Source organism: Paenibacillus sp. FSL R10-2788 (assembly GCF_038003885.1).
Taxonomy (GTDB): Bacteria; Bacillota; Bacilli; order Paenibacillales; family Paenibacillaceae; genus Paenibacillus_AQ; species Paenibacillus_AQ odorifer.
Genome location: NZ_JBBOQA010000002.1, coordinates 64653 through 88002 on the forward strand (window position 1 = coordinate 64653; position 23350 = coordinate 88002).

At 42.0% G+C, this 23350-nt stretch carries 26 protein-coding genes; 24 read left to right on the top strand and 2 right to left on the bottom strand.

Annotation, left to right across the window (positions count from 1 at the left end):
- Positions 1 to 56: 56 nt before the first annotated feature.
- The 14 genes from NSQ50_RS31365 to NSQ50_RS31430 all read left to right on the top strand — a co-directional run bounded on the left by NSQ50_RS31365 (position 57) and on the right by NSQ50_RS31430 (position 13033).
- On the top strand, positions 57 to 179 hold the full coding sequence (locus NSQ50_RS31365; RefSeq protein ID WP_256717941.1) for a hypothetical protein: 123 nt from the start codon (positions 57 to 59) through the stop codon (positions 177 to 179).
- Positions 180 to 1347: 1168 nt separating this feature from the next.
- Complete coding sequence (locus tag NSQ50_RS31370; RefSeq protein ID WP_155986593.1) at positions 1348 to 1506, top strand: hypothetical protein; 159 nt, start codon at positions 1348 to 1350, stop codon at positions 1504 to 1506.
- 15 nt (positions 1507 to 1521) lie between these two features.
- Positions 1522 to 2415 (top strand): hypothetical protein, encoded by an 894-nt coding sequence (locus NSQ50_RS31375; protein ID WP_036684991.1) that lies wholly within the window; start codon positions 1522 to 1524, stop codon positions 2413 to 2415.
- Positions 2412 to 3839 (top strand): DNA cytosine methyltransferase, encoded by a 1428-nt coding sequence (locus NSQ50_RS31380; RefSeq protein ID WP_036684989.1) that lies wholly within the window; start codon positions 2412 to 2414, stop codon positions 3837 to 3839. The genes NSQ50_RS31375 and NSQ50_RS31380 overlap by 4 nt, the downstream gene beginning before the upstream one ends.
- Positions 3840 to 3872: 33 nt before the next feature.
- On the top strand, positions 3873 to 4265 hold the full coding sequence (locus NSQ50_RS31385; RefSeq protein WP_036684987.1) for a hypothetical protein: 393 nt from the start codon (positions 3873 to 3875) through the stop codon (positions 4263 to 4265).
- Positions 4266 to 4336: 71 nt separating this feature from the next.
- A complete protein-coding gene (locus tag NSQ50_RS31390; protein ID WP_036684984.1) occupies positions 4337 to 4579 on the top strand; it encodes a hypothetical protein in 243 nt (80 codons plus the stop codon).
- A gap of 707 nt (positions 4580 to 5286) precedes the next feature.
- Entirely contained in the window at positions 5287 to 6813 is a 1527-nt protein-coding gene (locus NSQ50_RS31395; RefSeq protein ID WP_036681230.1) for a DNA cytosine methyltransferase, read from the top strand.
- 854 nt (positions 6814 to 7667) lie between these two features.
- Positions 7668 to 8849, top strand: coding sequence for a DUF3560 domain-containing protein (locus NSQ50_RS31400; protein ID WP_036684965.1), 1182 nt, complete (start codon positions 7668 to 7670; stop codon positions 8847 to 8849).
- Between the two features lie 445 nt (positions 8850 to 9294).
- Complete coding sequence (locus tag NSQ50_RS31405; protein ID WP_036684963.1) at positions 9295 to 9816, top strand: hypothetical protein; 522 nt, start codon at positions 9295 to 9297, stop codon at positions 9814 to 9816.
- 638 nt (positions 9817 to 10454) lie between these two features.
- Positions 10455 to 11579 carry a hypothetical protein gene (locus tag NSQ50_RS31410; RefSeq protein ID WP_036680692.1) on the top strand — a complete coding sequence of 375 codons (1125 nt, stop codon included), beginning with the start codon at positions 10455 to 10457 and terminating at the stop codon, positions 11577 to 11579.
- An 85-nt stretch (positions 11580 to 11664) separates the two neighbouring features.
- On the top strand, positions 11665 to 11892 hold the full coding sequence (locus NSQ50_RS31415; RefSeq protein ID WP_036680689.1) for a hypothetical protein: 228 nt from the start codon (positions 11665 to 11667) through the stop codon (positions 11890 to 11892).
- Positions 11893 to 11966: 74 nt separating this feature from the next.
- Positions 11967 to 12122: a hypothetical protein gene (locus tag NSQ50_RS31420; RefSeq protein WP_155986553.1), complete on the top strand. Its 156-nt coding sequence runs from the start codon at positions 11967 to 11969 to the stop codon at positions 12120 to 12122.
- 127 nt (positions 12123 to 12249) lie between these two features.
- Positions 12250 to 12699: a hypothetical protein gene (locus NSQ50_RS31425; RefSeq protein ID WP_036680688.1), complete on the top strand. Its 450-nt coding sequence runs from the start codon at positions 12250 to 12252 to the stop codon at positions 12697 to 12699.
- Between the two features lie 28 nt (positions 12700 to 12727).
- Positions 12728 to 13033, top strand: a complete 306-nt coding sequence (locus NSQ50_RS31430) for a helix-turn-helix domain-containing protein (RefSeq protein ID WP_036680684.1) — start codon at positions 12728 to 12730, stop codon at positions 13031 to 13033.
- 270 nt (positions 13034 to 13303) lie between these two features.
- On the opposite strand, the gene NSQ50_RS31435 is transcribed toward NSQ50_RS31430, so the two are convergent.
- Positions 13304 to 13513: a hypothetical protein gene (locus NSQ50_RS31435; protein ID WP_036680681.1), complete on the bottom strand. Its 210-nt coding sequence runs from the start codon at positions 13511 to 13513 to the stop codon at positions 13304 to 13306.
- A 243-nt stretch (positions 13514 to 13756) separates the two neighbouring features.
- On the opposite strand from NSQ50_RS31435, the gene NSQ50_RS31440 reads away from it, so the two are divergent.
- The 10 genes from NSQ50_RS31440 (at position 13757) to NSQ50_RS31485 (ending at position 20394) form a co-directional block, all read left to right on the top strand.
- Positions 13757 to 14221 (top strand): replication/maintenance protein RepL, encoded by a 465-nt coding sequence (locus tag NSQ50_RS31440; RefSeq protein ID WP_051491137.1) that lies wholly within the window; start codon positions 13757 to 13759, stop codon positions 14219 to 14221.
- Positions 14222 to 14450: 229 nt separating this feature from the next.
- Complete coding sequence (locus NSQ50_RS31445) at positions 14451 to 14768, top strand: hypothetical protein (protein ID WP_036680679.1); 318 nt, start codon at positions 14451 to 14453, stop codon at positions 14766 to 14768.
- Between the two features lie 168 nt (positions 14769 to 14936).
- Positions 14937 to 15695, top strand: coding sequence for an LPD29 domain-containing protein (locus NSQ50_RS31450; protein WP_036680676.1), 759 nt, complete (start codon positions 14937 to 14939; stop codon positions 15693 to 15695).
- 30 nt (positions 15696 to 15725) lie between these two features.
- Positions 15726 to 15941 carry an aspartyl-phosphate phosphatase Spo0E family protein gene (locus NSQ50_RS31455; protein ID WP_036680672.1) on the top strand — a complete coding sequence of 72 codons (216 nt, stop codon included), beginning with the start codon at positions 15726 to 15728 and terminating at the stop codon, positions 15939 to 15941.
- 37 nt (positions 15942 to 15978) lie between these two features.
- Positions 15979 to 16401: a hypothetical protein gene (locus tag NSQ50_RS31460; RefSeq protein ID WP_036680670.1), complete on the top strand. Its 423-nt coding sequence runs from the start codon at positions 15979 to 15981 to the stop codon at positions 16399 to 16401.
- Positions 16402 to 16509: 108 nt separating this feature from the next.
- Complete coding sequence (locus NSQ50_RS31465; RefSeq protein WP_036680667.1) at positions 16510 to 16848, top strand: sigma factor-like helix-turn-helix DNA-binding protein; 339 nt, start codon at positions 16510 to 16512, stop codon at positions 16846 to 16848.
- Positions 16849 to 16917: 69 nt separating this feature from the next.
- Positions 16918 to 17955 carry a zeta toxin family protein gene (locus NSQ50_RS31470; RefSeq protein ID WP_036680665.1) on the top strand — a complete coding sequence of 346 codons (1038 nt, stop codon included), beginning with the start codon at positions 16918 to 16920 and terminating at the stop codon, positions 17953 to 17955.
- Positions 17956 to 17973: 18 nt separating this feature from the next.
- Positions 17974 to 18276, top strand: coding sequence for a hypothetical protein (locus NSQ50_RS31475; RefSeq protein ID WP_036680663.1), 303 nt, complete (start codon positions 17974 to 17976; stop codon positions 18274 to 18276).
- Between the two features lie 1346 nt (positions 18277 to 19622).
- Positions 19623 to 20150 (top strand): hypothetical protein, encoded by a 528-nt coding sequence (locus tag NSQ50_RS31480; RefSeq protein WP_178420290.1) that lies wholly within the window; start codon positions 19623 to 19625, stop codon positions 20148 to 20150.
- A gap of 13 nt (positions 20151 to 20163) precedes the next feature.
- Positions 20164 to 20394 carry a hypothetical protein gene (locus NSQ50_RS31485; protein ID WP_036680658.1) on the top strand — a complete coding sequence of 77 codons (231 nt, stop codon included), beginning with the start codon at positions 20164 to 20166 and terminating at the stop codon, positions 20392 to 20394.
- A 2038-nt stretch (positions 20395 to 22432) separates the two neighbouring features.
- Here NSQ50_RS31485 and NSQ50_RS31490 read toward each other — a convergent pair.
- Positions 22433 to 22711, bottom strand: coding sequence for a hypothetical protein (locus NSQ50_RS31490; protein ID WP_143758623.1), 279 nt, complete (start codon positions 22709 to 22711; stop codon positions 22433 to 22435).
- Positions 22712 to 23350 lie beyond the last annotated feature (639 nt).

The following is a 23350-nucleotide window of genomic DNA, read 5'->3' on the forward strand; positions in this document are numbered from 1 at the left end:
TAGTTTAGTAGTACGTAAATGTGGACCGGCTCCCTTGTCGAAAGGAGGTGGGGTCCATGAACCTAGTCTATATCGCTGCTATTATCCAACTGGTACGCCAATCCATTGGATTAACAAAGGATATTCATTCATTATTTACAAAAATCTCTTCTTATATAGGTAACCGAAAAAAGCACTAACGCCTGCCAGCTAGAAGTGCTTTTTCGTTAAGGTATGCTTTTGTCTACCCTTTAAGAGTAGCGTTCACATTTACTGCCAACTGGCCATGATCTTGCCCAAGATTGTGGCCTTTTTGCATTTTATAGTTGGTAATACCAGATTACCAAGCTCTTTTAGTTGGTAGTAGTATGTTGTGATTATAACTCAACAATTTCATTCTGGGAACTCATTTGGGAACATTTTGTTAGACAACTTCCTTACTGACACTATGCTTCACAGTATCACCAATCTTCTGAAGTTTTCTACGCGCAGTTAAACAATTGTAATTTCATATAAGGATTTTCATCTAAATGGGGACAAGGATTTAAAAATTTGTTTGCTGTGAAACCCCACCACCCCGCAAATTCGAAAGCGACCAGCCAGGGAAAAGCATCCTGACTGTTCCATTCCGAATCTTTTTTGCTTTGCAAAAAGGGGTACCCGGTGGCACAGAAGGGCAGGGAAGGGAAAATCAAAGAAGTAAAGAGCAGGCCGGGGAAGTTCATCCCGGCCTTTTTGAGTGGGGGAAATCGAAGAAGGAAGGGCAGACGGGGCGCTTCACACGGCGTTGTATGCGATCTGTTTTCTCCTGCCCTTTTCTCCCGCAAACATCCGAAACCGTAACGTATCCGTCATTTTAGCCAACCACACCGAACCTTGCCGTGCAAGGGCGGCTTTTCTCTGCGAGAACACCGTCCCTTCGGGCAGACCCTTGCACGGCAAGAACCGGTATGGTTAATCGGGCTATGACGGCTACGTTACACGGATGTTTGCTCCTTGAAAAGTTCATACGAAATCAGATCTTCGCAAGTAACACCTTTGTTCTTACCCCTTAAGGATTCCGCTCATTGCCGCTCGGGCTAGACCGGCCCACGATGCCGGATGAAGGGGGGGAGGTTCCCATTTATGATTTTTCTGTTTTTCAAATTTATTAAGGAGTGATTTAGATGAGAAAAAATTGGCGTGTAGAAAGTCAGGCTCTTAAAAATGAATACGCAATTGCCCGTGTTTTTAGTTCCTATCAGTTAGGTCAGATTTCCCGCGAAAAGTACTGTTCGTGTGTGTCCTATCTAATTCAGCTGTAAATCATGATTGAAAAACCCGGGCGAAAACAACGCTCCGTATGACCATAGTAAGGGAGGAAGAAATATGCGTAATAAGATAAAGGTTCTGATTGATTTAGAGGATATTGCCCCAGAACATGACAACTGGCTTGTGGATACAGTGGCTCTGCAAAATTGTATTCAGGATCGTTTGGAAGTTACTGGAGTTACAGTTCACGACATAGATCTAGAAGTTTACGAATAACAGGAGAGTGATCTTATGCAAATAAGCTTTGATATTTTCGATGACGAAGTGTTGCTAATGAATACAGATATGAAGAATCTGAAACCGGAAGAAATGACTCTCGCTATGTTCATGTCCAATCCGGATTGGAAAGCTGTGCATGATGTTAAAGCGAAAGGTGAATCTAAGGGACAGTACAATTTGATCCAGCCCAATGGAATGCAGTATCAAGGTGGCTTGATTAGTAAATTTCGTAGTCCTGAAGAGGCAAAAAAGACTTTTCACTTTTTAGCTGTGTATAGGAAATTATTTAAAGGGGGGGATATCCCAGAAGTTGTCCTATCTGAATATCCGAAGCTTCTAAAGTCCCGGCGGAGAATTATCACTCTTATGAAAAATATCCATATCGGATCCGGTCCTTATGTAGCCGTTACCGTTAATAATCAGATTCGCCATTTTCATATCATGGATTGTCCTCTAAATTTCCGGATGAACATGAGGGAATTTCTAGAAGATCATTTTCTAATTGAATTGCATCCCGGTCAAGACCCCCATGAATTAAACGATGGTATCTTTGGGCCAGTTGAGGAAATGGCAATTGCGCTCGAATGCAAACTGAAGACTATGTTGCCTGATGGCCATCGTCCGCATCGGATGCTTCCTAGACTCCTTCAATGGGGAGATAAGGACAATCAAGTGTGGCTTAGGATCCCCGTGAGTATCAATGATGAGGGAGAATGCACACAGTACCGGGATGTTGAGGGAACTACAGTGGTTTCGCTTGGTTCTTGCATCCCAAGAGTAGAATGCACCATAGATGAGAAACCCGTAAGGATGGGGCTGTATCCTTCAATACTTACTAAATATCTCACAAATGAAGGTATACAAGTCTGGAACAAGAGCTATCCATTAAATGAAATGCAGGAGTGATCCTAATCAAAAACGTAAAACTTATTCGCAATCTAATGACAGGATATCACCGGAAAAATACAAGGATTTTTCTTGAACCGTCTGCCCTAGAGGCAGCCGGTTTTAAAGTGGGAGATCAAATATCTCAGATTGTGACTCAGGATGCAGTGATCTTGCGAGTATCAGCTGAAAAGACAAATCACAAAATATCTAAGAGAAAGCGTCCTAGCTGGTCTTATGAGCGTCCCTTGTATGAATCCTATAGCGAGGAAATCACGATGGTACTTTTACCCCGTAGTCGAGTGGATATCTTGATTAGCGAGGGCATGATTGTTATTCGTGAAGAACGCTCCTTCGATTTGTTTGTTATCGGGAAGCCACAGCTGCAGGGCGGGGAATTAAAAAAGTTGCGTCTTTATTCCGGCCCTAGTGGAGCAGGGTTTGCCACAGCTGCAGCCGTTGACACTGGATTATACGAGGCTGTAGGTGGGATGGACATTTGGCCTGAAGCCGTGGATGCCTATATGCACAACTTCAAATCTGGCTGTATGTACTTGGGAGATTTAACACGCAAGCACAGCGATTATATTCCGGAAGTGGACGTCTGCTGGTTAAGTCCATCCTGCTTTGAATATTCTAGCTTGGGTGTTATGGCCAAAGGGGTTACTGAGGGGCATGGGCCACATTACGCACGTAGTGTGTTAGCCAGTGGTGCCTCAGCTGTCATGATCGAACAAGTTCCTGCTTACTTTAAGAGCACTTCCTATATGCATCTTAAAAAGTTACTTCAACCATTTTTCCCCTTTATGCATGAAACGATCATCAATGCTTATGATATTGGATCCGTGGCCAGTCGTACACGCGGGTATGCAGTATTCTTCCGGGATCAAAACGATTTTGAATGGCCACAGCTTCCTAAGCTTCCTATTCATCGTCGTAAGACGGTTGGTCAAGTCATCGGAAAGGATTGGGATTTAGGAGAGTGGAGATCTATTGAAGGAACGGTCATGCATGGACTTCTACATAAAGAGGGCAATAACAATATTAAAAGCGACAAAAATCATACGCTAGTTGGATTGGACAGTAAATTAATATCAGCTTTTGTAGCTAACTATAAACGCTATCAGGTAACTTCCAGTTACCTGAAGCACCCGACTGAAGAAAATATGTGGCGGCCTTTTCGATCGGACGAGATCGCCGCATTTCTAAATGTTCCATCCTTCTATGAATTTCCTGACTGGATGCCTGAAGGGATAAAGGTCAAGTTACTCGGTCAAAGTGTTGACTGTGATGTCGCGAAGTCGATCCAGATTGAGGTAGCGGTGGCATTAATGGGATTGCGGTACCGCCAGTTGGCCAAGTCGGATCCAGTCGAAGTCATGACCGAAGAATTGTTATTTGAGAAAGATGGACAAGGCGCTTTTTATTTTAATGAGCTTCATTAAATCTAATCCAAAGAGCGTAGGAGGGACATGCATATGTGGATTGAAGGGGCAAAAATTCCTCGGTTAATGCATGAGTGGGATGTTACAAGTATTTTCTCAAAATCAGAGAAGGTGAAGTATCAAATCGAGTTACACAAGCACCGCCAAGGTGATGAACCCTATGGAGTACTCACAACAAGATCAGACGGGGAGATCACATATATCTTGGATAGTCGCCTCTGCTTTCCAACGGAAGAAGAAGCTCAAATATTCATAACAGCTAGAAAAGAGCAAATATTAGCCGAGCCTGAGTTACCTAATGCAATTACTATTTCGTATCCTGACAAGCAATCCAAAAGACGTAATATAGTCTACTTCTATTTCAAAAGCGACTATATGAACTGGAAAGAACATAATGGAGGATTGGAGTTCACGGAGATCATGTAGCTTTTTACCTACCGATTGACCTTAGTCGGTAGGTAGTAGATTAAATATAAAATTTAAGGAGAGTGGATATTTTGTTTAATTCAACCCCCATCGAATATTGGCTGGGCGCTTACATTTTTCTGATTTGTATTGGTGGAATCATCTACTACTGGAATTTCGGACGGAAAGAAAATCAGAAAAAGAGAGTAGATACGAAAGATAGTGTGAATGCAAATTCTTCGGTTTACATTCGAAAGTGTATATACGTTTATCCAGAGCCTAAACAAAAGAATGGAGCTAAGGGGTGGGATGAAAAACTTAAAGCTTATCGATGATGCGAAAAACTAAGCTGTTCAGGGAAACTCCTGAACAGCTTTTTTTCATCCAGGCGAAAGGATGCCACCGCCCGAGGCGGTGACTTCGGATACAAGCGTGGCCGCCGTAGGAATAGCCGGCACAAATCAGCCGCCAACCCCCACTCTGGCCGGGTGATGTAACTCCACGATGGAAAACCCTTCTCAAAAGATAAAGGCTGCAGGGCAGCATCATGGCTGCGCCATCATGCCAAAGCAAAGGGCAGCTGGTGGCCATCGCAGAGAGGACGCCGCTGATGCGCTGCGCTTCTGGTCGCCTTTCAATCGCACATATCCGAGAACGTAACGCATCCGTCATCCTAGCCAACCACCCTGAACCTTGCCGTGCAAGGGCGGCTTATCTCTTCGAGAACACCGGCCCTACGGGCAGACCCTTGCACGGCAAGAACCAGGATGGTAAATCGGGCTATGACGGCTACGTTACACGGATATTTAGCTCATTGAAAACTCCCATACGCTCCATACATTACGCCAGCGGCGGCGAACTGCGCTTTCCATCAGCAAGACCTTTTAAAATCCGCTCATCGCCGCGAGCTAGATCGGCAAACGAAGCCGGATGGTAAGGGGAAAACAGGCTTAAATCCGTAACTCGATAAATCAAATATAGTGTCAACTTGGAACTATCTAGCAGTATTTGAACGATTTTAAATCATAAGGGAGTGTTCATCTTGTTAATCAAAACACGCCGAGCCAAAAATTCCAAACGGGGGCTTTACCTCCAAGATCGTCAGTTAAGAGATACTGTTTTCCAGCCGGGAACTCATTATAAATATGTTATCGACTTAAAAAATCGTAAAATGGTTATTCTTGCATCTGAAGATGAAGGTAATACCGTATGCAAACGCGACCTGAAAAAAATGGTCAAGCCTGTATTAGATATTCGTAGTAAAAAAGCTTTGGAAGCTTTCGAAGGATGCGAATATCTGCAGGTTGAAATTCACGAAGATCAGATCGTTGTCAGTGGGTACGTCACTGATTCGGATAAGCTACTATCTAAGGCAAAACGACTTGTGTCCAAGTTTATTAAAACTGGGCAAAAGGCTCAGGATATTAGTGATCTGCTTCATGTAAAGAAAACAGCTGAAATTGTTCTTGATAAGGAGGAATTAGAGCAGGAAGGAGGCTATGAACAGCTTTCCTTCAGCTTTGATGAAATAGAATATCCGGCTCAATCCACGAATGCTCAGAACATGGAACGGGCTATACAAAATTTACATATTCCACTTCAGGTAGACAGCCTTTTCGCAGGGGCTGGGCTGTTCGATTATGGTTTTTTGAAGTCCGGGTATGAGATTATGTTCGCTGTCGAAATGAACCCTGATGCAGTCAAAACATACCGTGCAAATATCGGGAACCACATCCTGCAGAAAGATGTTACAAAGGTAGATACGTATCGGTATTCATCACCAATTATGATCGGTGGCTCACCCTGTCAGGGATTCAGTAATTCAAATCGTTATACCAATTATTTAGATAATCCCAATAACCGCCTTGTACGGTCATATATTGAAGCTGTTAAAGCAAATAAAAATTGTAAAGTATTTGTTCTTGAGAACGTGCCTCAGATTTTGACAGCTGGTAATGGGAAATTTAAGGATGAGATATTGGCTGAGCTTTCAGATTTCGATATTGAATACCAAATATTAAATGCCGCTGACTATGGAACGCCCCAAGCTAGAAAAAGGGCTATCCTGATCGGATCCAAGATCGGAAGAATTAAGATGCCGGTTCCTACACATGTTGGCCATCATGTAACGGTAAGAGAACAGCTATGTGGGCTGACAAGGAAAGTTTCAAACCAACATGATATATCCAAGGCAAAAGAAGTTACCTTAAAACGCATCAAGAGCGTACCAGTTGGTGGAAATATCAACGATATTCCAGAAGCTATACGCCCCAATGGCAAACATTCGGATATGTATAAACGGATTGATTGGGATAAACCATCCGTTACTATCGTCCATCCAAGAAAGTCCATGTTATTGCATCCTGAAGAAGATAGGATCCTTTCCGTTCGAGAATGCGCACGTATACAAGGATTATCAGATGAGTTTGTCTTTCATGGTTCGCTAAGTGGCAGACAACAACAAGTGGCCAATGGAGTTCCGTTCCAATTGGCCAAAGCAATCGCTAAGGTCATTCGTGAGTCCATAACAAAGTTCAATAATCGTTTACAGCTACAGCCAGCTTACTAAGGATAAACCCCGCCAGCTATAAAACAGCTGGCTTTTTTATTGCGAAAAAAGCCAAGGCGAAAGGATGCCACCGCCCGAGGCGGTGACTTCGGATACAAGCGTGGCCGCCGTAGGAACTGCCGGCACAAATCAGCCGCCAACCCCCACTCTGGCCGGGCGATGTAATTCCACGATGTAAAACCCTTCTCAAAAGATAAAGGCTGCAGGGCAGCATCATGGCTTCGCCATCATGCCAAAAAAAAAGGGCAGCTGGTGGCCATAGCAGAGAGGACGCCGCTAGAGTGCTGCGCTTCTGGTCGCCTTTCAACCGCACATATCCGGGGAACGTAACGCATCCGTCATCCTAGCCAACCACCCTGAACCTTGCCGTGCAAGGGCGGCTTATCTCTTCGAGAACACCGGCCCTACGGGCAGACCCTTGCACGGCAAGAACCAGGATGGTAAATCGGGCTATGACGGCTACGTTACACGGATATTTAGCTCTTTGAAAACTCCCATACGCTCCACACAGTACGCCAGCGGCGCGAACTGCGCTTTCCACCAGCAAGACCTTTAAAAGTCCGCTCATCGCCGCGAGCTAGATCGGCAAACGAGGCCGGATTAGGGTTGAAATTTAGATTATTAGACAGATTGGGGATGATTGAGGATGGCCAGCATTTTCGATAGATATTGGAATTATTCATTTAGAAAATCTTGTTATTTTATAGTGACCAAAAGGCATGAAAAGGCCTTATGCATTTATTGGCTATTACATTATCGAAAAGCTAATGTGACACTGATCCGCAACAGAAACCGAACGCTTATTAAATATTATTGCTAATCAAAAAAACATACCTAGAAAGAAGGAAATTATAATGACTAAACAATATATCCTAAATCTCGAAACTTCTAAAATCGAATTGTTGCATTTCTCTAAAGAAGAGTATAAATCTCTAACCACGGATGAGCAAAAATCAATAAGAAGAGCCTATATGTTCGCAGGTTCTCGTTCTGCTTGGGTGTCCCGTTCAACCAAAAATCATTATTCAGCGATTAGTGTAGCTAAGCAACTAGGCTTTACAGATGGAGGTAAAATTGGAGAGCGCTTGTCCTATGCTGAGAAAGTAGAAAGACAAGTGGAAAAAGCAGAAGCGAGGATTGATCGCTATGAAAAGTATGCGGACAATGCAGAGACAAGAGCAAAAAACCTGCAAAAAGATATAAATAGTATGCATGGAGATATTGCATTTTTTACGCAACCGATTATTGCAGGACATGCCGGAAGTCAACGGTTTGCGCGTCAAAGAGAAAAAATGTTTGACCGTTATCATAAAGGATTTGAAGAGTACCGTAAGAGTGAATATTTCCGGGATAAAGCTGAGACTGCAGAACAAACAGCAAGTATGAGTAAATTTAAAAGTAGAACATATTTAAGTAACAGAATTGAAGAAAGTAATAAAATTATCCGTGAATATGAGCGTCTAATTGTTGGAGCAGAAGAGACCCAAAATGAAGCATTCATAGAAACGTTACTAGAAAAAATGGAATATGAAATCGAAAAACTTGCCTATCTCCATAATAAAATGGACGAGATCGGCGGCGTTCAATTCAATAAAGATAATCTAAAAGCTGGTTATCTTGTTAAGATTCGCGGCAGCTGGGCTGTAGTTGTTAAAGCGAATCCAAAGACTGTAGAGGTTAAGTATGAGGTTGTTCCATATACGCTCAAGTATGCGTACGCTAAAATTCAGGAAATGAAAATCCCAGAAGGATGGACGGAAAAGAAAAAGGAAACAGCAGTTAATCCTTTTGAGGTAGAGGACATTGTAGTTCGTATAGCGATATACAGCGATGAAATTATTAAAGCTTTCCAAGTTGTTAAAAAAACGGACAAAAGCGTGACTATCAAAGAAATATTTATAGAGAACAATATTCCTCAAAGGAATGATTTTAAAATTGGATCGCAAGAGAGACGTACAGTTAAACAAGATAGAAATAAGAATTATGTAGTAAATCATGATGATTGGTTTCTATACAAATATAACAGTGCAGTATAAGAGACATCAAAAGTGGCCGGGAATCCGGCCTTTTTTATGGCCAAATGGAAGTCACCGCCCGAGTCGGTGACATCGGATTCAAAAGTGGCCAGAGGTAGACATCCCCGGATGAACCGGGAACCAGATGTCTACCTCTGGCCGATCGATGTATTCCCACGAAGATAAACCCTTCTTAAAAGAATGAAATAAGGAAGTGACCTGCAGTCGCAGTTCTCTTTGAATGATTGGTTTTTAGACCTTACGCTCCGACCTTACCACTACACGCCTTAAACAATGCAAGGCCTTGCCCCCTGCGGGGGTGGGCGATGATTATTCAGGGAAGGCCCAGGGCAGCCGGACTATATCGCCCGGCTACTCCTTCATTCAAAAGCCCAGCCTTGCATTGACGGCGTTCCGTGGTGCGTTCTGCGCGTAAGGTAAATCAAATTCAAAGGAGACTTAAAATATGAAAATATTTCGATTGAGTAATGAACAAACGCTTAGACAATTAAGAGGGATTTTGGAAAAACTGGACTGTGAAGAATATTCACTTTATTTTGAGGATGATTTCGAAATTCATTTAAAGTATTTTAGGTTTGATTATGAAGAACAGACCTACTTCATTACAGATGTTAGTTATGAAGATAATGAAATACCTTTGCTAAGTGCCATTCGGGTAGATGCTTCTTTATATATTTCACAGGCTGATGACTCTTGGGAAATTGATTATGACGATGATTTAGAAACGTGTCATACAGAAGGAATGGGGTATTATACGAAAGACGAACGCCCATACTACATGCCGTCTGATTTTATGAGTCACACCGAGTGGACGTTTCAACCAGGAGGGAAATATTCATGGAACATCCCCGGCATCCCTAACCATACATTAATAGGCTTTTATTGGATCCCTTTAACTTCAGTTCTCAGCGTACTAAATGAAGAACAATTAAACTCCAAAATTTTATCAAATCGAACTGGCGAGTGAGCCGGTTCTTTTTTTATTTTAGAAACCACAAAGTCAGCCTGAAGGAAGTCACCGCGCGTTGCGGTGACATCGGATTCAAGAGTGGCCATAGTGGTCTTCGTCGGCAAAGAATGCCGCCTCAATCCACTAAGTCCGGGCGATGTATTTCAATGATGCCAAACCCTTCTCAAAAGAGAAAAGCTGTAAGGGATCTCAACTTGCCTAGATTGATGCTATGCATCAATCCAGACGTGAAGGAAAAGCAGCATAATGGCTTCGCCATCATGCCAAAGCAAAAGGCAGCTGGTGGCCATCGCAGAGAGGACGCCGCTAGAGTGCTGCGCTTCTGGTCGCCTTTCAACCGCACATATCCGAGAACGTAACGCATCCGTCATCCTAGCCAACCACCCTGAACCTTGCCGTGCAAGGGCGGCTTATCTCTTCGAGAACACCGGCCCTGCGGGCAGACCCTTGCACGGCAAGAACCAGGATGGTAAATCGGGCTATGACGGCTACGTTACACGGATATTTAGCTCTTTGAAAACTCCCATACGCTCCACACAGTACGCCAGCGGCGCAAACTGCGCTTTTCACCAGCAAGACCTTTAAAAGTCCGCTCATCGCCGCGAGCTAGATCGGCAAACGAGGCCGGATTAGGGTTGAAATTAAGATTATTGCTAATCAAAAAAAATGTATCTATGGAAGGAATGGTCGTTATGACAAAAACAATTAAACCTGAACCAATCACTAAATCACAAGCTGCAGCTTTAGAGGCGATTAGACAGTTACCTGAATTTAAAAATGAGTCGAATATATTATTTGCTCATGCGAGCGATCCGAAAGGATGGGGTTTGGAATATAGCGCTTTAAATGAAATGGAATATCGACAACTACGCCGTGTTTTGAAATACGGTTATACGACAGAGATTAGAGTAAAACGTATTGTCATTATTCGAGGGGAAGGACCGATTAAAGAAAGTGAGCGCTTTTGTGAAGCTTCTAGCTGGGAAGAAGCGAATGAGATTTTGAAATCAATGGCTATAACAGCTCCAGATTCCGGTTACCATAAAACGCTATTTACGATTTGGTTCACTAATGGAGATACCTATTCCGGAACCTATGAATTAACCAAAACGGACCAGATTCATGGAGATTTGTACAAACATGTGACTGATCACTGCGAGTTTTTTGGAGGGGTGTGTAAGAAACTCCCCGATCATATTAAATCGGAAGAGTATCAAGGCATTATCGAAAATTCTACAAGAGAGTATTTATTGCTTCTGGATGATTTGATTTATCCAAGCGCTGGTGTGAAAGGCGTAAACCCCGAACTGCTTCAACGTTGTCAACCGATTGAGGTTCCAAAGAAAAAAATGTATCAAGGAACGCTATTGGATAAGTTAACCCTTCAGGTGAGCAAAGATCTAGAGGATAGAAAAACCTATACTTTGTACAAAGGATTCAGCAGATTTCATTCATATACGAACTTGGAGCGATTGGAAACTTGGCTAAAGAAAATGAACCTGAAAATTGGTGAATCGATCCGTGAAAATACATATGAGATTTTAGGGGCTTATCGAATTAGCATGGTACCCCGTCGAGCACCATTCTTACATTTACCTCAGATCGTTATTAAGATGAATGGAAGTATGGTAAGGGCATATAAAGAAGTGACTTCCACAGTCACGAACATTTATGTAGTTATGAATTATCCAGAGCAATTCCATTTTGACTACAGCACCCCAAGTGGGCAATGGTATTTAAAAAAATTCTTTTGGGATTAAATAACAAACATGCTCCCTACTGAAAAAAGACCAACTCCGGCCATCTGGCCGGGTTCCCTATTCTTAAAGAAAGGTTTTGATTTCAATGTCCGTTATACCATTTGGTACTGAACAGGTTTTGTATAAAAACAAGGTTGTACATCTTATGAACGCGGAGGAGCTACAGTATGCTTCTCAAATAAACAATGTTGTGTCATGTGGATTTATCGAAATAGCTGAAACTGAGTATAAGCCTGAAGGGTTATGGTGTCTCTATCATGATTTAACAGAAAGAACCTATTACGCAGTTTGGCGTGGTCTAGTGTCTGAATAAAGAACTTGAATTTATAGCCGGGGCTTCCCCGGTGATTCATGGATTTAACTATAGAAGGGAGTACATAACTGATCATGATGGACATGCTGAAGTCTGTTTTTAACAACTCTGAAAGACTATTCGCGATGGAGCCTGATTCTGATCCCTACCCAGATGATTATTGGATTGATTTCGAACCCTCTGACCTTACCTTCAGCGAGAATAACGAACATGCTATATGTGGGGGGTAAAACCGTGTTCGCCCGTTTTGATATGTACAAGTTGTTATCCTTCGAAGATCATTAAGAGACAATTAAACGAAGGGGGGAAGACATAAGATCACTGATTATTTGACGCTCTTATGTCGTATAGGATATAATGAAAACAATAATCGAGTTTTTTACAGACCCACAAACGGGAGAAAAACCCGCGCTTGCTCTAATTAAACAAATCGGAATCGAAGGGAAGAAGGATCCAGATCGTTTGCAGATGTACGCTCTAATTCTTCGAGGTATGGAATTTTTACGTACTCATGGACTACAAGATTCCTTTAAAGAATACTTTAAGACGCATTTAGAAGATGGAAATCCGTACACGATCCTGCTAGTGAAGGAACTGAGAGATCATGTACCTTTGCTGGAGTTTCGCGTAAATTGGAAAGAAACAGGCGGATTCCGGGCTATCTTTTTTGAACAGCAGATAGACGGTAATCAGATATTAATTTTTGTGAATGCAGTTGTGAAGAAAAAGACATACGATCCGAATTTTGAACGAATCGTTGTTGAGGCTGAAAAAGCTTATACGAGTTATGAGGCCGACCAGGAGTAAACTATTACTTTTTGGGAGATGATCGAAGATGGAAAGAAGATTAGGACAGGATTATGAAGAGTTGCTGCAGGAAGCAAAGGAAATCCCCGAGGTTCGAGATTACCTTAATAGTTTCTCGGTGGTGATCGGGAACATCGTTTATGCGCGGAGGATGCAGTTAAATCTTTCTCAGCAAGAACTTGCTCAGAAAGCAGAAACCACTCAAAAACGAATTTCCTTGATTGAATGTGCGAATGGGAATGTAAGTCAGGATGTATTAAATCGGGTTTTTCGAGCATTGAATCTTACAGATATCGTTGCTCATTTTGATGAACAAGCAGCTGCGTGGGCGTAAATGCACCACGCTCTTTTTTTTGCTATATTGATGAAATACCTCATTTCAAGATTGCTATTTGCGGCCCGAATGCCGTGTCGGGTTTCCTCCACGGCATTCGGGGCGTCCGTTCCGGACGCTATCAGTTGCGAATTGCGATGCAATTCACTGGATATTGTAGTACCTTTTGAGGCTATCACGGTTGCATAAGACATTTTTATTGATCTTCCTTTCAATTGACCTCACCAAATAGACCAACAATTCATGCTGTTGGTCTATTTGTCTTCTGAATTAAGGCGCAGGCTTGCTCTTTTTACTCAATATCGCAAGGATAATAATCAGTAAAACCACGATAACGACAAGTAACCCCTGAAGCCAATACACAGACAAATACTTTACAAGGATTTCTCCGAGGTATGTAAAAATCCGTGGGAAACAAGCGATTAAAAGGGTAATTACAATTCCAATCCAGCCAATATTTTTTTTAAGCCATTGATACATAATGGTAGTCTCCTTTGCTAAAAGCAGGTATATTTCTTACATTTCACATTGTACAATTTCCTCTATAATATAAGTAGGGATACAAAGTGCAATTTGTAAGCGCAATCATAGTTGATATTACTGAAATATTTGATATACTGATTTTTCTGAAAGTTGTAAATACACCATACTCTTGTTGTTTATTTATCAATAAAATATAGGTAAAATTGTAAAATGTACAACTAATGAAAGAAGGGGTTATCATTGGCTAGGGGTAATCGATACCGTGGAAGGAATTATGTTTCGAATGTTTATTGGGGGGCAATCGTCTTTGAATTCTTCCGTCACCTTCAGGACCATGACCTCAGCGCTGTAGATCATCGAATCTTGTTCTATATGTGTGAAAAAATGGACACCAATGACAACCTGGTTCACGTGAGACAAATAACCATTGCCCGAGAGCTGAACATTGATAAAGCGAATGTTTCAAGAAGCTTGAAAAAATTGTGCCACAAGCAATTCATTATGAAGTATAGATCTGAAGGTTATATGGTAAATCCACATCTTCTTTATGGAGGTAATGGTTGGAAGAATAAAGATATGTTGAGGCAAACTTTTGATAACTTGACCGATGAGCCACGATTTTATCTAAACGATGACGATAAGATCCTTGAAGATAGTTGGAACACACGTGGGGAGGAATTGGACGATCCACTAACGCCATTTTAATACCGTGATAAGTAAATGGTTGTTTTCTTGAAGCCAGTTGCCCTGCAGCTGGTTTTTTGGGTTATCTCTCAATGTCACTTATACAGATGGAAGAAACATATTTATAGTCCGTGAAACCCCACCACCCCGCAAATTCGAAAGCGACCAGCCAGGGAAAAGCACCCTGACTGTTCCATTCCGAATCTTTTTTGCTTTGCAAAAAGGGGTACCCGGTGGCACGGAAGGGCATATGAAGGTAAAAGGATTGAGACAAGAGCAGCCGGGAAGCGTATCCCGGCTTTTTTTCGTGGGGGAAATCGAAGAAGAAAGGGCAGACGGGGCGCATCACGCGGCGTTGTATGCGATCTGTTTTCTCCTGCCCTTTTCTCCCATAAACATCCGAAGGCGTAACGTATCCGTCATTTTAGCCAACCACACCGAACCTTGCCGTGCAAGGGCGGCTCTTCTCTTCGAGAATACCGTCCCTACGGGCAGACCCTTGCACGGCAAGAACCGCTATGGTAAATCGGGCTATGACGGCTACGTTACACGGATGTTTTCTCTTTGAAAAGTTCATACGAAATCAGATGCTTCGCAAGTAACACCTTTGTTCTTACCCCTAAAGGATTCCGCTCATTGCCGCTCGGGCTAGATCGGCCCACGAGGCCGGATGAGGGGTTGAATCCACTAAATTAATCAGGTTTATCAAATTTAACTCTGAAGGAGTAGATCATTCATGGAAAAAGTAAGTATCGGCGGTAAAGAAACCAAAAAACACATACGGGTGGCACTTAAGGCGGTGTTTCCTTCTGTTAAATTCTCTCTTACTTCTGATTACGACACGGTTCAGATCTGCTGGACAGATGGACCAACCGCGCCGGATGTCGAAAAGGTTCTTAATCGATTTGTAAGTTATACCCGAGTTCTGGGGCGTGATGATCACCATAAGGCTACCGGGTATGAATGGGATGGCGTTATTTATATAGGTGCCAGGTATCTGAATGCGATTCGCCGGTTATCGGATGAGCGAAAACAAGCGATCGTTACATATATGGATGCTTCCGAAGAGCAAAGTTTTGCGAATGCAAATGTCAGCGAACGAGTTCAAGCTGAGAGCAAGATGATTGCAGAAGGATTGCTACAGGGTGTCCTTCCCCTGGATCTACCCCATCTAATGCGCGACGAGCCGCCGGTAATAGACCAGCGGCCGAAGCGTCAGGAGAGAAATCCATTCTTTGCTGATATGTTTAAGGGCGTTCAGCCAGCGGATGTTATTCCTTCAGAGGAAAAAAAACCACTAAACAATGTATTGGAATTTCCTCAAAAATTGATGAAACGTAAATTCGTTGATTCTCCAACACCAGAACAGCAGCTAAAGATGCTTGTACTGGAAGCCTTGTCCAAACAAAAATTCTTTCAGGAAACTGAAATGACTGTAGATGAGGCTTTTGCTTATGTGGCCAAGGAATTGTATGCGGATCACCGGGGGAAATAACCCCTGGATCCTAGGAAGGATCAATTTTTAATGAGTGAGAAAAAAGCTTATCTGCCAATCAGAAAAGAACAGATTGATCAGCTTGTGGCTGAAATGGAGATGGCCAGAAATGAACTAAATCAAATGGCAGGAGATCTTCGCACACTCAGCGATGATGTCCTGGAGTTATCCAATAAGCTTGATGTGTTGGTAAATAAATTTATGAAGCTATCTACGCTCTATAAAGCACAGAATCGGACGAAATGATTTTAGCTGCTGAGCTGAAGAGAAGGGGATAAGAGACATGATTAATAAAGTTTGCGATCATCCACTACAAAAGGCGTATTTAGTAGCTAAATCAAATCTAGTCCATTTAGAACAGCAGGAAAGAATCATGGAGCAAAAGTATATCAAAGAAAATGGGATTGTGAATGAAGATGCTAGTATTCCATACGCCAGCTGGGCCATTGAAGATAATGAGCGTTGTGAAAAGGCTATGGCCGATTGTACACAACTTATTATAGATTCGGGTTTATGGGCAAAGATCGTGGATGCCCGTAAGAACCTACAGGTGGCTGAGGATGAGCTCCTGGAGTATGGACTGAACATAATTCCGGAGAATGGGAAATCGATTCTTGAAAAAGCGGTCACGAAGAACATGACGATACGTAAAAAGATGATTGATTTTGTGCTGAAACTTGATACGAATACGGTCAAACCATTATGAGTGAAATACGTGGGCTGAATATTTGCTGGAAATGAAAATATGACCATTAAATGATACCCGTCCGGGATCCGTCCGGCGAGGATAGTAACAATTAAGGAGGTTTATCAGATGACAACTGAAGAAATGGATGTATTTAAAAAGGGCTGCATTTATATTTATTTTGGACGTTCACGCACTAATCCCAAAAAAACAGAGAAATTGACACCTGCAGAGGAAGTGATTTTTAAACAAATTTTTGAATCACATATTAACTGCATGCTCGATACCCGGAAGAAAACGATTATTATCCGGCGTTTTGGCCTCTGTGGGGCACAGAGAGAGTCACTGAGGACTATTGGCCAGATACTTGGTATAACCGGCAGTCGTGTGGGTCAGCTTGAGTACAAGGGGATTTTAGAGTTGTTTCGCGCGGTGTATCCAAAATGGCGTACGCTGGTCTTCCAATAATTGATAGTTAAGCCTTTGTTGTGATGATATGATTGGAATTAAATCAGTTATCGAAAAGAGGCATCTGACTTGAATTCACAATCAACCAAAGAGATATATTTTGAGAATGGCCAGTATCTCGACTCTCGAAAAATGCTCCATGAAAAGATCATAAGTGATCTGACTAACCAGATACTGCCGGCAGTAGAGCAGCCTTTAGTTATATTTTTAGGAGGTGGATCTGCGTCTGGGAAAACATCAATATCAAAGTTACTCCTGCAGAGCTTTGCGAATGATCAAGAGCAAGTGATTCATATCGATTCCGATGCAATCAAATCAGCACTTCCGGAGTACATACCCTTTTTGCAAGAGAACCCGAATACTACTGCCAGCCGGTTACACGAAGAGAGTAGTGACGTCGCTGAGATGCTATTCACAAAAAGTCTTGAACAGAAACTTAATATACTCCTAGATGGGACAATGAAGTCTGCAGGGCGAGCGGAGAGGTTGATAGAGATGGCTCGGGTCCACGGGTATCAAGTCTCTGCAGTGATAGCAGATGTATCCTTGGAAGAGGCTTTAAATAGAGCTGAGAAGCGTTATATCATTGAGCAGCGCCGCGTTCCTGAACATGTTATTCGGGAGAGTCATCAAATGGTGCCAGTGACTGTAAAGCAAATTGAAAATAAAGTGGATTCTCTATATCTCTATGATACGACTGAGAGGCATCCCACTCAGTTTTTGGTTAAGGATCATGGCGAAATTTTATTAATGAATGAGGACAGGCTTGCAGAATTCTATAACAAGGCGGTTAGCAAATCGACGCAAGACAAATGGATTCAACTCAAAGAGCCTCAGCAGCTGCTGGAGATACTGAAAAAAGGTAAGGGACTTCCTACGGGCAGCCAAGTAACAGCAGAGCTAATGAATCAGAATGTCACAAAATACCTCTATTCCAATGAAAAAGGCTATGAAACTTTGCGTTACCAGCTGCAGGGAGAGAATGCGATCGGAAAAATCAGGTTAGAGGCTGTCCCGTATTTGTCTCCACAATCTCGAAATTTGTTTTTGGATCAAGCCGGAATGCAATCGATACAACCCATCCGTAATTTTGAGATGGAAATATAATCAAAGGAGTTTTTATGCATGGATATGAAGAAATTGATGCAGTCAGTAGAAGAAAATAAAGCGGATTTTTATGAAGAATTGCATAGGGTAGAGGACGAGCAACTTCGTCTATCAAAAATTGTGATACGTCCTGGAAAAGCGGAGAGTATTGAAAGCCAAAAGATAATGGGATCACCAGGAAAAGGAAAAGAATTAAAGACCGCTAAAATTTGGTGTGAAAAAGAGTTTGGTATTAAATTGCCGGAAGAGTTAGGCGAGGATAAAAAATTGTACACGCATAAAGAAGTATGGACACTTCTGGATCAATATAAAAAAGAATGAGATTTTGATACGATCACCGTCTATTAATCGCGCATTAATAATACGTTTATACCAAATCACGATGCCACAGTTGATTTAATTTATATCTCTTTTGTCAGTATCCGTTGATTTATAGTATTTGGCTGGTAGCTCATGGCTGCCAGCTTTTTTTGTGTGCTAGTAAATCGACATGGCGAGGGGCGGTATAAGGATGTTCCGCCTGCGAGGCGGAACTGCGGATTATATGGTGGCATGATGGCCATCATGCCGGGCGAAGCCATATCACATGATGCAAAACCATTCTCGAAAGAAAAAATGCTCAACCCCTTATAAAGATAGAAAAGAAGGGAGGGAGCAATCCCAAAATCGGATTGCTCCCTCCAAGGTTGTTCTTTCACTTTTTAACGTTGTCGATCTGCCTTAATTACGAAAATCATGGGAGGTTGATGATACTTATGCCAAAAGAAGTTTCGTCCGATATTTATGTAGATATCATACCGTTTACAGCACCAAGAAATAGCAGATGGTCCGCACCTGGTTTATATTGATCGATTGAGTTTTCAATCATATCTTAACTGAAGCTCTGCATCGATTCTATTTCTCCTAATTATCTTCTACGCTTTCATTCATCTCGCTTATTCTTTCCTGGTGCACATCCACTTTTTTGATATCCATGTCTGTTTGTTCCTCCATTAGTAAACTTCTTATCGTTACTGCCGGTTTGATGAAGATTGATTTTACAAACTAAAATCACATGCCTTGGCCATGAAACCCCACCACCCCGCAAATTCAGAAGCGACCTGCAGGAAGAACACCTGCAGTTCCATTCTGGATTTTTTTTGTTGCACAAAAAGGGGTACCCGGTGGCATGGGAAGGTCAAGGGAAACCTCAAAGGACCAAAAAAGGAAGCCTTCCGACTACGCCGGAAGCCGCGGCCTAGATGTCACTTGCCGCCCGCTGCAAAGCTTATCAGGGCGCTTGAGATTGTCAAGGATTTGCCGCTGCGCGTTCCTCCATGACAATCAAGTTCCCTTCCTCCAAAGACCGGCTATGCCGTTCCCCGGAGCCTCTAAGGGAACTACGCGCGAAGCATATTCAGGGGAGTAAGCCCGGCCTGATAAACATGTGCCAAGCGGCAAGCATACCGGCCGCCACTCATTCTTATGAAAGGAGACCCCGTTCAACCCATTTAAAAATTAACCCAAATCCAAAGGAGACAAATTCTATGTTAACCGAAAATATTTACAGCTCGATGATTGGGCGGCACTATTTCAAGCGAGAAATTAAGGCATTGTGTGCTCTAATTGACCAACGAATTGAGTATAGACTCCCTAATTTTGCGCTGAGAACACGGCTTTTAGAGCTAATGTCCAATCAGTTTATAAAGGGAGATGCAGACAAGAAGGAACTTGAAAAGAGAGTAATGCGGGACTTGGCAGCCTATCCAGCAAAGCAGGAAAAGCTTGAAATGTCATATAAGATTCAAGTCACATTGTATTCTGGGGGGAAATGTACTTTGGATATCAACCTGAATACTATCCAATGGACAGAGCCAGAGTCAGGGAATTCGTTTACAGCTCCAATCAACTATGGAACAACCTGGATCTCTAATGTCCCGGAACGGACATTCTCCGGAGTTTTTGAAGGGGAAAACAATGTAGTTATGATGTCCCCGATTATCTCAAGGGAAAACATCTTGAAAACAGATAATTTTGCTGTGTTGAGTGTCCTACTAATTGTACCCGTGGGGGAAACAAAACTGTTATTAGAAAAAACTTGCCCGGACTGTAAATATGGACCTGTCCATCCAAGTAAAGCGAATAAGGGAAATGGAGAATTTTCAAAGATGGCTAAATACGTCTGCAGTAACTGCGATAGCGAGTTTTACATGTAGGAGGGGATAAGCCGTGGAAGTGGATGATAAACGGTCAAAATTGGCTGAGATTAGCGCTGAACTGGAGGATTTGAGAGCACAAATGGATCGAGAGGCTGAGGCGATGTTAAGGCTTCGGTCCCAACTCCATCTGGCAGAAGGAAGAATGCTAGAGATCTCAGAGAAACTGGATCTAAAAATAATAGAGTATATGCAGCTGGAAAAGGAAATTAAGCAAAATAAAAACCGATCACATTACATGTAATCGGCATGGGGCGTAAAAGTGTGGTAGCATTACGCCTCTTCATATTATCAAAGGGAGATTAGTCAAACAATAATAATTTAAACAAGTTATATTATTAATGAACTAAAAAGAACTCTAGTTTTCTTTGGTAATGCTGCTATATAATTTCAGATGAAATAAAAAATAGGAGTGCATTTGAATGCCTAGTCTAAATCAATTGATTGGTATTATTGATATTTTGCCAGTCGAATTATTCATTGTAATGTTAACTCTGGGTTTCCTTTTTACTATTGCAAAAATATTGGAGCATTACAGATACCAAAAAGAATTTAAAAATCTCCCTGAATTTATGCGGCCCACTAAAAGTTATTGGAGAAATAATATGTGATGAAAGATTATAGATTGCTGCTATCTTGAATTCTTCTTACAGCCTCAAGTGAAAGAATAGACAATTCCTCTATCCGGAATAAGCATAGTAAAAAGGAAGGCTGGGAATACTCCCAACCTTCCTTTTTAAAATTGATCCTTAGAGTGAAGCGCTTCCATAGTAGTGGTCCACACATGGATCTAAACCAACCCATTAAGGCATACCTAAAAAGAACTCTATGTCTGCGTGATGTGAGTAAACAAATTAAGAGGGCTAGAAGGCGTTCTAACAGGCTGTAGATTTAGGGGCATTCGTGTACAGGAATCTATAACAATGAAGCTGTACAGACCCATATTAGGGCTGAGAGTGAACTTTAAGGCATCCATGACGGTTTAAGTGTAGATTGCACTCTATCTTTTGTTAACCATAATTCACTAGTTTTCGACTGTTATTTTATAAATCAGTGTGTTATAGTAAAAACAATAGGAAATTTTTATCACCACTGTATCTGAAACTGAATAACAAAAAAGCCATTCAGTTCCGGCGGTTTTAAGAAGCGACCAACTCCTTAAACTGCTCACCGATAACGCGATATCGGGAACAGGCCATAAACTCAACGACTTTTTTGAACGTTATATACGTTCATTGTACCAAACATAGAGGCAGTAATCAAGAAAATTGCCCGGTACAATATGGAAATTCTAATTTGAGTCTAACGCCCTGTACCCTATCCGTCTTATCGGATTGGTGCAGGGCTTTTATATTTCCTAGTGTCCTCTTTTTTGTAAAAAAGGACAAATAAAAAATCCAGCCTACCAAGCTGGACTCAATGTTTTAAACCATTGTTTGTGTGAGTAATGCGATCATTTCCGATCTACCAAATCGGAACGATCATTTGTCTTCTTGACCTACCAAGTCAGCGAAGACAATTAGTAAGAATTTCAAAACTACCTTAGAACTAACTAAAAGCTTCAAACAAACTTCAGAAAACTTCAAAACTAAAAACTTCCGAAATAAACTTCCGAATCATTTTTTTAAAATGACTATTCGGGGGTCTAGCTTTTTATTGTCGAAAACTATTTATGGAAGAATTATAACAGTTAAATGAAGTCAATTCAATAGATTAACGACTAAATTTCTGGATTTTCGCCATTCTTCGACAAAAAAACAGTGTATTTCTTAAAAAATGATTCTAAACGAGTAAGTCTTGAGGTTTATAGTCCTGATTTTGATAGGGACTATTTAATCATAAATGCAAAAAAACAATAAAATAGTCGCTTTCGTTTCCATTTTTTAGAAATGGGCATCGAAGGCTTGGTTTCCTATTGTCATTTTTCCTTCGTGAAGGATTTCGGGAGACTGAGTACGTGAGCTGGCAAGCTTGGTGGAACAGGAGACCACGGTAAAAGACCTGCTCCATCGGTGCGGCAGCCTGGGCTAACCGGTGGGTGTAACGAGGGTTGTCACGTATGAGTCGTGGCCATCGACAGACTAACCATCTGTTTGTGAAGCTTCCCTCTCGTAGTCTGTCCTTTACCGGGGGCAGACAGCCAGGCAAAAAACGAAGCGCAGCCCGCTAGAGATGTGACTCCATCGATGGGCTGCGACCGTTCCGAAAAGTACGAGGTAAATGCTCGGTCGAACCTTACTGGAAACCGTTTAAGGAAGAGCAGACCCCGGTTTGAGAAGTAATTAGGAAAGCTGTGGTAGCGGGTCGGACATAGGAACCGTAAACGATCCGGAGCAAAAGGCTCCATAACTAATTAGTGCGGCAGCAATGCCGCGCGTGGTAGAAACAACTCCGGCAGCCAGCCGCCGATAGCGCTGGCCCTCAGTTGATTTACGCACCTTATCCCGCCCGATGGCCACCGATGCCGTCGAAAGTCCAGCAGTGATGTGCTGGCCGGGATAAGGTGAATTGTGTCCACTTATCCAAAACCATTCAAAAAATAAAATGATCTCTCCCATCAACCTCCAATTCACCTAAATGCAGGGGCGGGCGTGGGGAGGATGATATTATCAAAGAAACGCGTTAGCGTTTCAACCTTTTGTACTGTGGTTGTGGATATCCATTAATTCATGAGCTGGTTATCCACAACGGAGTAAGCAGCTTTCTATTATAGTATATGCAGATAATTTGATATATATACGTAGATGGTGGTTTTGATTAGAGGGCATTCCCTATCGCTTAAGCATAGAAAAGGAACGTGGAAGTATAACGGTAGATTAGTTTCCTTTACGTCCTATATATTGTGAATTATTCATACTATGAAAAATTCACAATAGTTGATCTATCTAGATTATTCTATATCTTTTACTGTAACTAAAGGTGGAGATTAGAGGTAGTTAGGTGTGTGTACTTGAAGAAGAGCTCAATTGTAATCCATTAGATGATATGAAGGGCTGGTGACTATGAAATATTGGGGATGTTGGAGTTTCTAGTTAGTAGTTTTAATATAAAATTTGGCTTGTTGTAGAGAGTAATGAGCTAATGAAAATAGAGTGCTAAAAGGCAGATCTGAAGGAAATGGTTGAGTCCAGCGAGCGACCACTAACTGACATCCTGGAATGCCAATCACAAGCTGCAGGAGTTGCAGAGGAATAAATTAA